Here is a 15,713-nt window from a genome sequence, read left to right as displayed (position 1 = left end):
ATTATGAGAAAAAATATTAAATTGTATTTATGGCTTTGCTATATAAATTTATTTATAAGTGCCTTTACTTTTGGTGGAGGATATGTTGTTGTTCCCATGATAAAAAAGTACTATGTTATGGATAAAAAAATATTTAGTGAATCAGAGCTTATGGAAATGGCTACGATTGCTCAATCTTCACCTGGAGCAATTGCAATTAACTTAAGCATTTTAGCAGGTAAAAGAACAGCTGGATTTATAGGAGTAATTATCAGTTGTATTTGTTCAATTATACCTCCTATAGTAATTTTAGGTCTTGTTTCAAGGTGGTATGTTGCGTTTTCTTCAAATATTTATATAATTGCAATCTTAAAAGGTATGCAAGCATGTGTTGCTGCATTGATTGTAGATTTGACTATAGATATGTATAAAATGATTCTTAATGAGAAATCAATGCTATTAAATCTATTAGTACCATTTTCATTTATTGCTTGTACTTTCCTTAAAATTAATGTAATACTCGTATTACTTTTAAGTTGTTTGATTTCTTTGTTTGCTATATATATTCAACTTCGAAAAAAGGAGGGGAGTATATGATTATAAATTTATTCTTTACGTTTTTGAAAATAGGAATGTTTAGTATAGGTGGTGGTTATGCTATTATTCCACTTATACAGGAACAGGTAGTTTTTAAGCAAGGATGGATAACACAAAAGGTTTTTACTGATATTATCACAATTTCTCAAATGACTCCTGGCCCATTAGCTGTTAATACTTCTACCTTTGTTGGTATGCAAGTGGCAGGAATTGAGGGTGCTATATCAGCAACAGTTGGCTGTATAATATCAGGAATAATTATTTCTATATTTTTATATGAATTTTTTAAGAAATATAGGAATTCGAAATTTGTTTTTGAAATTTTAAATGGACTAAAAGCATCATCTTTAGGATTAATCATCTCAGCAGGATTTACAATTATATTGTTGACATTTTTTGGTTCTTCAAATTATTATACTACCAATATTTTCAAAAACATAGATATTGTAGCTGTTATTTTATTTTGTTGTTCACTGTACTGTTTACGAAAATATAAGATTGGACCTATACTTATGATGGTATTATGTGGATTGTTTGGATTAATTGTATATTTGTAAAGAAGGTCAATATATAGGTAAAGAAAGGTTTACATATAATGTGAAAAGTTTAAGATATTATGGAGTCTCCTATATTTTAGGAAACTCCTGTTTATCAATTATAAATAACATAGTAGTATTTTATTTTTACTTGCCATATATCTCACTTTCAATTAAACAAGTCCATTATCTCATTATCAGATAAACTTCTTAATACACCTTCATTAGAAAGTTCTCCATTTATAAATTGATTTATAAGCTCTTTTTTACTTTCTTGTAATTTTATTATCTTTTCTTCTATGGTGCCTTTAGCAATTAACTTTATAACTTGTACTACATTTTTTTGACCAAATCTATGAGCTCTGTCACTAGCTTGATTTTCTACTGATGGATTCCACCATGGGTCAAAGTGAATTACAATATCAGCAGTTGTAAGATTTAATCCTGTCCCACCTGCCTTTAAAGATATTAAAAAAACTTTTTTGTCAGTACTCTTATTAAATTCATCTACAAGTTCAAGCCTTTCTTTAGCACTAGTTTTACCATCTATATAGTGATATGCAATTTTACACTTATCAAGTTCCTTGCCTATGTTTTTAAGGACAGATGTAAATTGCGAAAATAATAATATCTTGTGATTTTCATTTATACTATCTCTAAGTATTTCTAGACACGTTTCTATTTTTGAACTTTTTTTATTATAATCTTTTACCACTATACTTGGGTCCAAACAAAGTTGTCTTAGTTTAGTTAAATAAGAGAAAATAACTATTTTATCTTTCTTAAGATTCTTATCTTTCATTTTATCTTGTATATCTTTTGCATATACACTATATATTTTTTTCTGCTCCTTATTTAATTCAACAAAAAAGTTTTTCTCAATCTTATCTGGCAGTTCTTTCATTACTTCTTTTTTACTTCTTCTAAGAATAAAAGGTTTTATAAGTCTTTTTAAATTTTCAACATTATCTTCTTTATTTATAAATAACTCTTGAAATTTTCCTCTACTATATAAATATCCAGGCATTATAAAATCAAATATAGACCATAACTCTAATAAATTGTTTTCCATAGGTGTACCAGTAAGTGCAAACTTATTTTTGGCATTTATATTTTTTACAGCTTCTGTTACTAAAGCCACTGGATTTTTAATGTTTTGAGCCTCATCTATTACACAATAATCAAAAACTATTTCACTATATCTTTCTAAGTCATTTCTGAGAGTACCATATGTTGTAAGGACTACATTAAAATTGTTTATTTCTCTAAAACACTTTTCTCTATCTTTTTTATTTCCATGTATCAATAGAACTTTTATATCTGGAGCAAATTTTTCAAATTCATTTTTCCAATTATAAATAAGTGATGTTGGCGTAACAATAATACTTTTTTTACTGGACACAGATAATAAAAATGTAATAGTTTGTATTGTTTTTCCAAGTCCCATTTCATCAGCTAATATACCACCAAATTTATAAAAATCTAAAACTTTAAACCAATTAAAACCATTTATTTGGTAGTCACGTAGATTTGCTTTTAAATTACTTGGAATTTCTGGACTTATAACATTAAAATTTCTAAATTTTTCACATGTATTTTCTAATTCTTTTTCACCATTTATAAATTTTAAGTTTTTACCTTTTATCATTTCATTTATATACAGAGCTTTATTATTATGAATTTTATTATCTTTTGATTTATCAATTACATCCAAATTTTCAACCAGTTCAAAAAAGTCTTTAGTTTCTTTTTCTGATAAGTCTATAAAACTTCCATCTTTTAGTTTATAAAAAGTACGTTTTTCTTGGAGAGCTTTTAGAATATCTTTGTACTCTTTTGGATTTATATCAGATATATTAAAATTAAATTCTAGATAATTTTGATTAGTTTGATTAATTGAAGCTTGAATTGATGAAGAATTATATATTTTCTTCAATTTAAACTTCTCAGAATAATAGATATCTCCAAATTCCTTTAAAGGTTCTAACTGTAAATCTAAAAATGTAAATAGGTCATAGTCAGTTCCTTTAAATGTATATCTGTTATTTTCTTTTACAAATTGTGAAGAAAGCATTTTATTTTCAATTTTAGCCTCTTTTTGTATGTTAGGAAGTATAAATTTTTTACCATCTTCATCATCATAGATATACTTTATGTCGCAACATACATTGCCATCAATTATATCAAAGTAAAACTCTGTTTCAAAATCGTTTGCGATATTATTTTTTATGTTTTCATCCAAATAAACTTCTTTGGATATTGACTTTAATTTAGGAACTAATAGACCTAAAACATCTTTAGAGTCTTCTTTATCAAATTTTAATTCTTTAGATTTTGATAATACTTGATAGATTTTTGAATAATCGCGAGCCTTTTTATGAGACAATAAGTAGATATTATTGTCATATAAAAGTACATCATTCTTTCTAGTAAGTGGAACAGGTAGTAAGTCTTTGGAAGATAAGACAATTTTATCTTCTATATTTTTAAAATTAAATTTTATTGGTAAAATATCACTTAATACTTTTGGATGATATTCTTCTTTAGAAAAAATAAGAGTAAAATCCTTGTATTTAAGAGCATTCAAAAATTGTTTCAGAGAACTCATATTTATTTCCATGAACTTTTTTGAATATGATGAAGAAAAATTATATGAAAGATTTGTTCCATATTCTTCTATCATATCTATCAACTGCTCATCTTCATCAGCAAAATAATGGATATTAGGATTATAAATAAATTTTTTTCCAAACTCTAATTCATATCCATTAAGTTTTGAATATGCAAATTCAGTAATATTTTTTAAAACATACATTTTATTGATTCCAATTTTAAACTCAGCAATTGCTTTATTTGAATCAATGCTTAATAATACATCTAAATTGACTCTTTCTTTTTTAGTATCATTAAAAAAAGAAAGTAGTTGTTTACTTAAATCCAAGCTGACTTTAGAATCAGTCTTAGAAAGTTTATCTTTATCCTCATCTAATATGTCTATTAGAACAGGAGGAATGTCATTTTTACTTTTTATTTGCTTTAGGCTTTTTATCACGATAGCAACTAGATGTTTACATATAAAGATGCTTCGATTTGTAATATTTGATTGACAATCAACACAGCTACAGTCACTTTCAATTATTTTAAAGTGTTTTATATCTATTGTTATTGAATTAAAATAAAAGCTATAATTATCCTCAGAATTGACTCCACCACGAAATGTTAGCAAGTTATTTTGTAAGTCATCAATATCAATGTCTATATAATCAACTAATTGATTATTATAGTATTTTATACCTCTTGACCATCTTGATGGTTCTGTATTTCTTTTGATTAATTTATATATCATATCTATTTTCATCTTATTCACCTTACCTCACTGTATATATTATAATCTAAATCTATTCAATTTACACTCTAAATACAGTGTTTAAATTAAAGCATATATAAATAGTTTTTATCTATTGCAAAATATATATAAATAACAATTTACTATTAGATTTTTATTGTAATATCCTGTAAACTAGGAGTGAAAAATAATGATTTAAGTAGCTTATTAACGTATATAAAATTTAATTATTAAAAATATATTTTAAATTTATAATATATAAAATTAAAAATGTGATATATAAAATTAAAAGAATGTATAATAATTATAGTGTTTTATATTTATCATTGGGAAAGGAAAATATTGATATGGATAGTTATAAATTGATTAAGGCTAAGATACCATGCAAAGAAACAGGAATAGAAATAAAGAGAACTTTATGTGATATTTGTTCTCCAGGAATTCATTGTGGAATTGATGCATATGTCAAAGATGGTAAAGTAATAAAAATAGAAGGTACAAAAGAGCATCCAATGAACAGAGGGTTGTTGTGTACAAAAGGTCTTTGTAATAGAGAATATATGTATAGAGAAGATAGAATAAAAACACCACTGAAGAGGATTGGAAAAAGAGGTGAAGGAAAGTTTAAGCCAATATCATGGGAAAAGGCTTATAGTGAAATAGGGGAAAAATTAAATAAAATAAAAGACGAATATGGAGCAAAACATGTAGCATTTTTTACGGGGTATGGAAAGTGGTATAGACCGTTTTTACAAAGGTTTGCATCTTCATTTGGCTCTCCTAATTATGGTACAGAATCAAGCTCATGTTCAACATCAGCACAAATGGCTGGAAATGTTGCAACTGGAAGAAGTTTTACAATGCAGGATATGGAAAATGCAAAGACTTATTTAGGTTGGGGATTTAATCCATACTACTCTAAATTTTTAAATAGCGTAAATCTAAGTAAACTAAAGGACAAAGGTTTAAAATTTATAATTGTAGACCCTAGGATAACACCAACAACTCAAAAAATAGCAGATTTGCATTTGAGAGTTAAGCCTGGTACTGATGGAGCTTTAGCCCTTGGAATGGCTAATTTATTTATAGAAAAAGATTTGATAGATAAAGAATACATAGAAAAACATGTACATGGATTTGATGAATACAAGGAATACGTAAAATTATTTGATTTAGATACTGTCAGCAAAGTTACAGGGGTTTCTAAAGGTGATATAGTAAAAGCTGTAGAGATGTTATCGCAAGGTCCATTTTGTATAAATGAAAGTGCTGCTCCAGTAGTTCATCACCAAAATGGATTTCAAAATTATAGGGCAATGATGTCTCTATCTGCTATAACAGGTAATTATGATAAAATTGGAGGTAACATACCAAAACAAGATTATTTTGCTGGTAAGGCAGGAGGATTTCAAACATTAGAAAAAGAGTTTGTAAAAGAAGCTCTACCTAAAAATATAAATGAAAGAATTGGTGGGGAACGATTTCCTCTTTGGAATGAAATGGTAACTCAATTTCAAGCTATGGATTTAACTCGACAAATAGAAGAAAAGACACCTTATGAAATAAAAGCATTGTTTTGTCATGGTATAAATGCTAGAATGTTTCCTAATTCAGGAAGGCTTTTTAACGCACTAAACACTGTAGATTTCTTTGTCAATATAGATTTATTTATGACAGATGCATCAAAATATGCAGATATACTTTTACCTGCATGCACATCTTTTGAAAGAGAAGAATGTAAGAGTTATCCAGGTGGGTATATTACATATACGAAAAAAGTAATTGATACATTATATGATTCAAAATCAGATGTAGAAATACTTTCTGACTTAGCAAATGTTATGGGAATAGAGGATGATTTGTTAAAAGCAGGCTATGAAGCAAGTATAAGATACATGTTTAAAGGAACTTGTGTAGCTGTAGATGAGCTTAAAGAAAGTGATTTGCCATTGAAATGTAAAGATTTTAAACCATATGAAGTAGGTTCATATACAAGAGAAGGATATGACACTAGTACATCTAAGTTTGAATTAAAATCTACAATTATTGAGAAATATAAAGATTTTGGATTAGACGCATTACCAACATACAAAGAATTTAATGATGATATAGATGAGTATACTTACCTATTAACATCAGGGGCAAGAATTCCAAATGCATTACACTCAAGACTTCATGATGTTAAGCTTTCAAGAATATTAAAAAATGAGGCTAGTTGTGACATTTCTAGTTTAGATGCAAAAGACTTAGGTATTAATAATGGAGATTATGTAAAAATAACTACTAAAATAGGAAGTTTGAATGTAAAGGTCAATGTTACTGATAGAGTTTTATATAAAAACATACATATGTATCATGGATATAGAGAAGCTGATGTAAATAGTATCATCTGTGATAATTTTGACCCTTATAGTGGATTCCCTGCATATAGAAGTTGTAAGTGTAAGATTGAAAAAGTGAATAAATAATTGGAGGGATATAATGAAAAGTTTATTTGAATTTAATAAAGAGTTATGTACAGCATGTGGGGCTTGTTTACTTGCTTGTATAGACCAAAATGATAATGACATAGATAAGGGTGAACTTTTTAGACATGTATTTACAGTGGAAGAAAAAGAAAAGGTAGAATATTTCTCATTATCATGTGTTCATTGTGATGAAGCAAAATGTGTAGATGTATGTCCTAAAGATTGTTTTAAAAAAGAACATAAATTTGTCATATTAGATAATCAAGATTGTATCGGATGTAAACTTTGTGAAAAAGCTTGTGAATATGGAGCTTTGATTTATGGAAATGATGGTAAGGCAAACAAGTGTAATGGTTGTGTTGAACGAAATGAGTGTGGTATGGATGCACCTTGTGTAATGGTATGTCCTACAGGAGCATTAAAGTTTAATATGGAAGTGTAGATTAAGTATAAATTATAATTTATACTAAGATGTAAAATGAACTTTGTAAAAGACTACATTAAATTTGTATTATAACGAGTTTAATGTAGTCTTTTTTATGTATATACTTATAAAATAAAAAATTGAGATAGTTAGAAGTTTAAATTTTTATTTCAAAAAGTTTGTCTTATAAATTACTAATCAATTAATATGTTTAAGAATTTTTCTTTATGATTTAAAAAATCTTGAGTAAGTTGATAATTTTCGCTGTCTTCGCATTTAACTTTATTAATGCCATTCTCATTTACTTCATAGATGATTGAATTAGGATAACAAATTAATATGGGTGAGTGTGTTGCTATGATGAATTGGCAATTTTGGGTTACTAATTCGTGTAATCTTGTTATAAAAGCCATCTGTCTAGCAGGTGAAAGTGCTGCCTCTGGTTCATCTAATATATATATTCCTTCTTTAGAAAATTTATGAATAAATAATGAGAAGAAGGATTCACCATGAGATTGTTCATGCAATGATACTCCTCCATAATAGTTTATAGTTTTTACTCCTGACGAAAACATAGAAGCTTTATCTATTGCAGTAGCTACATTATAAAAAGATTCAGCTCTCAAGAAAAAATTTTGCTTAGGTTTTTTAGGTCCTTTTGTGATTGTTATATATTTATGAAGTTCAGAGTGGCTATTATAAGTACTAAAGCCAAAGTTTTTTGTCCCACCTTCAGGGTTGAATCCATATTCAATAGCTATTGCTTCTAATAATGTTGATTTTCCACTTCCATTTTCACCAATTATAAAAGTTACGTTTTTATGAAACTCAAGTTGATATAAGTTTTTTACTATTGGTAGATTAAATGGATATTCATTTATACTATGTATACCTTTTCTGTTTAGTTTAACTGACCTAATATATTGATTTATTTTTTCAGCATTCAAATTTAAAACTCCCTTTTATTGATTTTAATATACTTATTATAACTTAAAATTAGTGACTAAATTTGATATTAAAAATGGCTATATAAGTGGGTAAGGAAATAGTTTTTTTCTATTGGAAAAATAAAGAAAATTCTATTATAATTGAACATGTGACAAAAGTTTGCAAAAAACAACATTAAGTGAGGGGGACTTATTTTATGATTTTTAGCATGAAATATTTTTTGGAATTATTTCCAATAATAATGAAATCATTCAATGTAACTGTGATTTTAGCAATAAGTTCACTGGTATTTTCATTAATTATAGGAACGATAGTAGCGTTATCATCTTATTATAAAGTCAAAGTATTAAATCAAATATGCAAAGTATATGTATCAATATTTAGAGGTACACCTCTTATGCCACAGTTGTTCTTTTTATATTTTGGTTTGGCCTATATGAGTGATTTTGTAAAAAATATGGATCCAGTATTTGCAACATCTATAGTACTTAGTTTGAATATGGGAGCTTATATGTCAGAAACGATAAGAGCATCTATACTTTCAATTGATAAGGGGCAGATAGAAGCAGCATATGCAATGGGATTAACAAATTTACAAACAATGAAAAGAATTGTTGTACCACAGGCAATAAGAGTTGCATTGCCATCATTATTCAATAATTTTATAGATTTAATTAAAGGTTCTTCTGTAGCTTTTGTTGTTGGAGTAAATGATATAATGGGTGTTGCCAAATCACAAGGAGCATTAAGTTTTAAGTTCTTTGAGGTATATGGAGCAGTTATGGTAATTTATTGGTGTATAATAACTCCTTTAAGTTGGGGGCAAAAAAAATTAGAAAAGAAAATCAGCAATTATTAGGTCATAAAAAAATACATAGAAAAGTATTTTATATAAAAAATAATGTGAGGAGAAGAGACATGATAAAAAGAAATATTATAAAATGTTTGGTAGCAGTTTTGTCATTAACAGTTTTAGTCACTGGTTGTACAAAAAAGGAAGAAGCAAAGGATGAAAAAATTATAACTGTAGCTTTATCTAACTCAGCAGACCCATATTCTTATGTTGATAGTGGAGAACATAAAGGGTTTGAAGTTGACATGTGGAAAGAAATAGGTAAAAGAAGTGGATATAAAATAAAAATGGAACCAACAGGTTTTAGTTCTATATTCGGAATGTTAGATTCAGGTAAAGTTGATGTAGCAGCCAACTTTTTTGGAATGTCTAAAGAGAGATTAGAAAAATATGATGCTTCTGTTCCTTATGGCTCTGATTCTGTATGTATAGCTGTAAAAGATGGAAACAATGAAATAAACAAGCTTGAAGATTTAAAAGGAAAAGTAGTAGCAGTATCAGAAGGTTCTCAAGGTCAACAAGTTGCAGCAACTGTTAATAAAGATAATTTATTTGAAGAAAAGGTTTATGGTGATGGAACTAATGGTCTTCAAGATTTAGATTTAGGAAGAGTTAGTGCATGGATTGATGCAGAACTTACTGTTGTAGGAGATTCTAAAAAAGCTAATATGAAAGTAAGAGTGTTAGACGAAAAATTATCAGTTACTAATATAGCTTATTTCTTTAAGAAAAATGATGAAAAATCAAAAGTTATAAAAGAAGATGTAAACAAGGCAATTGAAGAAATGCTTGCAGATGGAACAGTAAAAAAAATATCTGAGAAATGGTTTGGAATGGATGTAAGTGCTGATATACAAAAATAAATATTTTAAAGATAAAATATAAAATTGTGATAACTATAGATAAAATTATGAAAATGTAAATTTATCTATAGTTATCTGTGTATTATAATGTATTTAGATTAGCCCTTATAAATTAAAATAAGTTATGGAGGTCTTATAAATGATTGAAGATAAAATAAAATCTATTGCACTAAAAAATAATGAAAAGGTTATAAAAATAAGACGACAAATACATAGCAATCCAGAATTAGCATTTAAAGAATTTGAAACATCAAAACTTATAAAAAAAGAACTAGATAAGCTTAATATTGAATACATAGATGTTGCAGGTACAGGAGTATTAGCAACTATAAAAGGAAACAATAATGGCAAAAAAACAATGCTACTTAGAGCTGATATGGATGGGCTTCCAATAAAAGAAGAAAATGATTTAGAATTTAAATCTACAAATGATAATATGCATGCTTGTGGGCATGATGCACATGTTTCATGGTTACTAGGGGTAGCAATGATTTTAAATGACATAAAAGAAGAACTGCATGGAAATTTAAAATTACTATTTCAACCAGGTGAAGAAAAAGGTGGTTCTGATATTGTAATCAAGGAAAATGTACTTGAAGGTGTGGACGTATTAGCAACAGGCCATTGTTGGCCAACTATTGAATCAGGGAAAATTGGAATTGCTAGAAATTGTGCTATGGCAGCAACGAATACTTTTGAAATAACAATAATTGGTAAAGGTGGTCATGGAGCAGAACCTCACAATTGTATAGACCCAATTGCGGTTGGAAATGCAGTATATACATCCATCCAGCAGATAGTTTCAAGAAAAATTGACCCAGTTGTACCAGTAGTGGTGTCTATTTGTTCTTTTAATTCTGGTATCTCTAAAAATATAATACCAGATATATGTATACTTCAAGGAACTATTAGAGCTGTAAGTCAGGAAAAAGTACTTGAAATAAGTGAAGTACTAGAGCATATGGTAAGAAATATATGTAAAGCTCATGGAGCAGATTGCAAGTTTGAAAAGAGTGCAGGAGGAGATGCTGTCGTAAATGATAAAAATATGATAGAACTAGGAAGAAAAAGTGCTTTAAAAATACTTGGAGATGAAAATATTGAAATGATTGATTTCCCAGCAATGACAGGTGAAGATTTTGCTATTTATATGAAGGAAAGACCTGGTTTATTTATGTATATAGGGGTAGGTAATAAAGAAAAAAATATAAATTACAGACTTCATAATAACAAGTTTAATATAGATGAAAAATGTCTAAGTACAGCATCTTCATTATTTGCACAACTTGCAGTAGATTATCTTTGTCAATTTTAGGCTATAGTTATAAGAATATATTTTATTTAAAAATAAAATGACTAAGTTATTTTTAGATTTGAAATTAACATATTAATTTTAGTTTCAAGTATGTGATTAGTCTATTATATTTATTAAAAAGGGTGGATAATAATGATAAAAGTAGAGAATTTGCATAAAAGTTTTAAAGGTACAGAAGTTCTTAAAGGTATAAATTTAGAAATAAATCAAAGTGAAGTAGTAGCCATACTTGGTCCATCTGGAACAGGTAAATCTACGTTACTTAGATGTTTAAATTATTTAGTTGAGCCTACAAAAGGAAAAATAATGATTGGAGATGTAAAAGTAGATGTAGAAAAAGCAACAAAAAAGGATATAGCAAATTTAAGAAAACATACATCTATGGTATTCCAAAACTATAACCTATTTAAAAATAAAACAGCATTAGAAAATGTAATGGAAGCATTGATAGTAGTACATAAAAAGAGTAAACAAGAAGCTAGAGAAATTTCTCTAGAATTAATAGAAAAAGTTGGGATGTTGGATAGAAAAGATTTTTATCCATCAAAGTTATCTGGTGGTCAGCAACAAAGAATAGGTATAGCTAGAGCAATGGCAGTAAATCCAAATGTAATATTATTTGATGAACCAACATCTGCACTTGACCCAGAACTTGTTGGAGAAGTTTTAAGTGTTATAAAATCGCTTGCAAAAGAGGGAATAACAATGCTTATTGTGACTCACGAAATAAATTTTGCAAAAGAAGTTGCTGATAAAATTATATTTATGGATAATGGGGTGATAGCTGAAGAAGGAACTCCTGATGAAATATTTAATAATCCAAAAAATGAAAGAACAGCAAAATTTTTAAATATTATTAGGAAAGAAGAAGTATTTAATTAAAAACATATAATTGAAGTATGTCTTAAAATATATGAGATACTTTCATAAAAGTAAGCTAATTAACATACAAAATTAATAGATATCTTAATTATATAAATCAAGATATCTATTAATTTTTTGAGTAAAAATATAAATTCTAGATTTGAACGTAATATCTATAATTTGAATTAATTAAAATCATGTGTATTTAATTGTATAAATTTAAATATCAAACTTATTTTGGAAACAAAAGATTTCAAACTTATTTTTGTTAAAGGATAATAAACCTTCATCTCTCATTTTTCCAAGTTCTCTTGACATAGAACTTCTATCAACACATAAAAAGTCAGCCATTTCATTTCTTGAAAAAGGAATTGTAAACTTATAGTTACCCGTTCTCTCTATTTGATTTGAAAGGTACATGAGTAATTTTTCACGAGTTGTTTTACAAGAAAGTAACTCTATTTTGTTATGAAGTAAAATATTTTTTTCAGCTATTAATTGTAACATATTTTCAATAAGTCTATTGTGAAATTCACATGTAGACGAACAAATACCAGTTACACTTTTAAACTTTATAAATAGAACCTCACATGAAGATGTTGTCACTACTGTTACAGTACTTTTATGTAGTCTAGTACAAGCAAACACCTCTCCAAATAAATCACCAGGTAAAAGCTCAGCTACAATATTTCTATTACCTTCAATGTCTTCTTTTATTATGTGTGCACTTCCATTAAGCATAATTCCAATAGAAGTCACTTCATTTCCTACAGAAAATATTATGTTGTCTTTTGGATAAGTCTTATCAATAACACCCAAACATTCTAACATTGCTTCAAGTTCATCATCTTTAATTCCTTCAAACAGAGAAATTTTTCTTAATAGATTTATATGTTTTTCTAAAAATTTTTTCAAATAATCACTTCCTTGTTGCATATGCAACCGATAATTTGTTTTTATTGTACTATACTAAATTTATAAAATCAAGGAGATATAAAAATCCTGATACAAAAACTTAAAACAAAAAGATCTATGTCTTAAAAATAAATATCTAGTAAAGTAGTATTTTAAACAAAAAAATTTTTATGAGGTGATATAAATGATTAGAAAAATAATTAAAATTGATGAAGAAAAATGTAATGGTTGTGGATTATGTGTTGAAGCTTGTCATGAAGAAGCTATAGGTATGGTAAATGGAAAAGCAAAACTTTTAAGAGATGATTATTGCGACGGTTTAGGGGATTGTTTACCAACTTGTCCAACGAATGCAATTTCATTTGAAAATAGAGAGGCTGCAGAATATGATGAAGAAGCAGTAAAAGCAAACATGGAAGCAAAGAGAGCACAAAAAGAAAATTTAGCCTGTGGATGTCCAGGTTCTCAGTCTAAGTCTATAAAAAGACAAGATTTAGATACTATATCTATAAATAACAATATAGTGATGGAGGAACAAGGGTCTCAGCTTAATCAGTGGCCAGTGCAAATAAAACTAGTACCTGCTAATGCATCATACTTAAAGAATGCAAGTCTTTTAATAGCAGCAGACTGTACAGCATATGCATATGGAAATTTCCATAATAAATTTATGAAAAATAAGGTTACATTAATTGGTTGCCCTAAACTTGATGAAGTTGATTATGCTGAAAAACTTACAGAAATTTTAAAATTAAATGATATTAAAAATATAGTGGTAACACGTATGGAGGTACCTTGTTGTGGTGGTATCGTAAATGCAGTTAAAACAGCTCTACAAAATAGTGGAAAGATGATACCATGGCAAGTAATTACTATATCTGTAGATGGGAAAATAGTAGATGGAGAAATCTAATTAAGTAAATCGTAGACAAATTAATAAATTTTAATAAATAAAATGAAATGGGAGGAATAAAGAATGGAGAATATGTTTTGTTTTCAATGTGAACAGACAGTTGGTGGTAAAGGATGTACTATAAACGGAGCTTGTGGTAAAAAAGGGGGAACAGCCAATTTACAAGATGAACTTACAGGAGTATTAATTGGACTTTCAAGAGCAACTGTTGGAAATAAAAATAGACCAACAAGAGAAACAGATAAAGTTATGATAGAAGGATTGTTTACTACTGTAACAAATGTAAGTTTTGATGATGAAGCTATAAAAAGACAAATTGAAAAAACTGAACTAGCAAAAAGTGAACTTGTACCTAGATGTTCAGATTGCTCGACAACTTGTAGTAGAAATGACAACTACGATATGAAGAATTTATGGAATGATAATGAAGATATACGTTCATTAAAATCGTTGATTTTATTTGGATTAAGAGGTATGGCTGCTTATGCTTATCATGCAATGGTACTTGGATATACAGATAAAGAAGTGAATGACTTTTTCTATGAAGGGTTAGTAGCAGTTGGAGAAGACTTATCTAGTGAGGAACTTTTAGGATTTGTAATGAAAACTGGAGAAATAAACTTAAAATGTATGGAATTACTTGATAGAGCAAATACCGAAACTTATGGAACACCAGAACCAACTCAAGTACCTATGAAAATTGAAAAAGGTCCATTTATTGTAGTTACAGGGCATGACCTTTATGATTTACACAAATTGCTAGAGCAAACAAAAGATAAGGGAATAAACATATACACTCATGGAGAATTATTACCAGCACATGCATATCCAAAATTAAAAGAATATAAGCATTTAAAAGGAAATTTTGGTACAGCATGGCAAAATCAACAAAAAGAATTTGACAATATACCTGCTCCAATATTATTTACGACAAACTGTTTAATGCCTGTTAAGGATAGTTATAGAGATAGAGTATTTACTACAGAAGTGGTTGCTTATCCTGGTATGATTCATATTGGAGAAGATAAAGATTTTTCTAGTGTCATAGAAAAAGCACTTGAACTTGGAGGATATAAAGAAGATATGCATATGACTGGAATAAATGGAGGTGATATGCTAACTACTGGTTTTGCAAGAGGAACAGTTTCATCTGTACAAGATACAGTAGTAGAAGCTGTAAAAAATGGAGCTATAAGACACTTTTTATTAGTTGGTGGTTGTGATGGTGCAAAACCTGGAAGAAATTATTATACTGAATTTGTAAAACAAGCTCCTGATGACACTGTTATATTGACTCTTGCATGTGGAAAATATAGATTTAATGATTTAAATCTTGGAGAAATAGGTGGTTTACCACGTTTAATGGATATGGGACAATGCAATGATACTTACAGTGCAATTCAAGTGGCTGTTTTATTGGCAAATGCTTTTGAATGTGATGTAAATGAATTACCTCTTAGCATAGTGCTATCATGGTATGAACAAAAAGCTGTTTGTGTACTTCTTACATTGATTTACTTAGGTATAAAAAATATCTATATAGGACCTTCTTTACCAGCATTTTTGTCTCAAAATGTATTAAATATATTGGTTGAGAAATTTGCTTTAACTCCTATATCTACTCCAGAAGAAGATATGAAAAAAATATTAGGATAAAGAGTATACGCTTAATTAATAAGGTATAAATTTTAT

The 15,713-nt window shown here is 28.0% G+C and carries 13 protein-coding genes; 10 read left to right on the top strand and 3 right to left on the bottom strand.

Annotation, left to right across the window (positions count from 1 at the left end; translation table 11 throughout):
* Positions 1–3: 3 nt before the first annotated feature.
* Positions 4–576, top strand: coding sequence for a chromate transporter (locus KGF46_RS11860; protein ID WP_227829545.1), 573 nt, complete (start codon positions 4–6; stop codon positions 574–576).
* Positions 573–1,133: a chromate transporter gene (locus tag KGF46_RS11855; protein WP_227850057.1), complete on the top strand. Its 561-nt coding sequence runs from the start codon at positions 573–575 to the stop codon at positions 1,131–1,133. Before KGF46_RS11860 ends, KGF46_RS11855 begins: the two co-directional genes overlap by 4 nt.
* Before the next feature lie 148 nt (positions 1,134–1,281).
* On the opposite strand, the gene KGF46_RS11850 is transcribed toward KGF46_RS11855, so the two are convergent.
* Complete coding sequence (locus tag KGF46_RS11850) at positions 1,282–4,470, bottom strand: DEAD/DEAH box helicase (protein WP_227850127.1); 3,189 nt, start codon at positions 4,468–4,470, stop codon at positions 1,282–1,284.
* Positions 4,471–4,751: 281 nt separating this feature from the next.
* On the opposite strand from KGF46_RS11850, the gene KGF46_RS11845 reads away from it, so the two are divergent.
* Entirely contained in the window at positions 4,752–6,926 is a 2,175-nt protein-coding gene (locus KGF46_RS11845; protein WP_227829543.1) for a molybdopterin-dependent oxidoreductase, read from the top strand.
* A 13-nt stretch (positions 6,927–6,939) separates the two neighbouring features.
* Positions 6,940–7,368 carry a 4Fe-4S dicluster domain-containing protein gene (locus KGF46_RS11840; protein WP_227829542.1) on the top strand — a complete coding sequence of 143 codons (429 nt, stop codon included), beginning with the start codon at positions 6,940–6,942 and terminating at the stop codon, positions 7,366–7,368.
* A 176-nt stretch (positions 7,369–7,544) separates the two neighbouring features.
* Here the strand turns inward: KGF46_RS11840 and KGF46_RS11835 are convergent, their stop codons facing one another.
* The gene (locus tag KGF46_RS11835; protein WP_227829541.1) at positions 7,545–8,297 is read right to left on the bottom strand and encodes an AAA family ATPase; all 753 of its coding nucleotides are present in this window, start codon (positions 8,295–8,297) and stop codon (positions 7,545–7,547) included.
* Positions 8,298–8,494: 197 nt separating this feature from the next.
* Between KGF46_RS11835 and KGF46_RS11830 the strand changes: the two genes are divergently transcribed.
* From KGF46_RS11830 to KGF46_RS11815, 4 genes are all read left to right on the top strand, one after another.
* Positions 8,495–9,157, top strand: coding sequence for an amino acid ABC transporter permease (locus tag KGF46_RS11830; RefSeq protein WP_227829540.1), 663 nt, complete (start codon positions 8,495–8,497; stop codon positions 9,155–9,157).
* A gap of 59 nt (positions 9,158–9,216) precedes the next feature.
* Positions 9,217–10,014 (top strand): amino acid ABC transporter substrate-binding protein, encoded by a 798-nt coding sequence (locus KGF46_RS11825; protein WP_227861990.1) that lies wholly within the window; start codon positions 9,217–9,219, stop codon positions 10,012–10,014.
* Between the two features lie 139 nt (positions 10,015–10,153).
* On the top strand, positions 10,154–11,329 hold the full coding sequence (locus KGF46_RS11820; protein ID WP_227829538.1) for a M20 family metallopeptidase: 1,176 nt from the start codon (positions 10,154–10,156) through the stop codon (positions 11,327–11,329).
* A 132-nt stretch (positions 11,330–11,461) separates the two neighbouring features.
* Positions 11,462–12,211: an amino acid ABC transporter ATP-binding protein gene (locus KGF46_RS11815; RefSeq protein WP_227841567.1), complete on the top strand. Its 750-nt coding sequence runs from the start codon at positions 11,462–11,464 to the stop codon at positions 12,209–12,211.
* 201 nt (positions 12,212–12,412) lie between these two features.
* Here KGF46_RS11815 and KGF46_RS11810 read toward each other — a convergent pair whose 3' ends face one another.
* Positions 12,413–13,129: a Crp/Fnr family transcriptional regulator gene (locus KGF46_RS11810; protein ID WP_227829536.1), complete on the bottom strand. Its 717-nt coding sequence runs from the start codon at positions 13,127–13,129 to the stop codon at positions 12,413–12,415.
* 163 nt (positions 13,130–13,292) lie between these two features.
* Between KGF46_RS11810 and KGF46_RS11805 the strand changes: the two genes are divergently transcribed.
* Positions 13,293–14,021, top strand: a complete 729-nt coding sequence (locus tag KGF46_RS11805; protein ID WP_227840652.1) for a 4Fe-4S binding protein — start codon at positions 13,293–13,295, stop codon at positions 14,019–14,021.
* Positions 14,022–14,084: 63 nt separating this feature from the next.
* Complete coding sequence (gene hcp, locus KGF46_RS11800) at positions 14,085–15,677, top strand: hydroxylamine reductase (protein WP_227861989.1); 1,593 nt, start codon at positions 14,085–14,087, stop codon at positions 15,675–15,677.
* The last annotated feature ends 36 nt before the right edge of the window (positions 15,678–15,713 follow it).

It is taken from the genome of Clostridioides sp. ZZV14-6153 (assembly GCF_020657855.1).
GTDB lineage: Bacteria > Bacillota > Clostridia > Peptostreptococcales > Peptostreptococcaceae > Clostridioides.
This window is presented reverse-complemented; position numbering and strand designations above follow the sequence as displayed.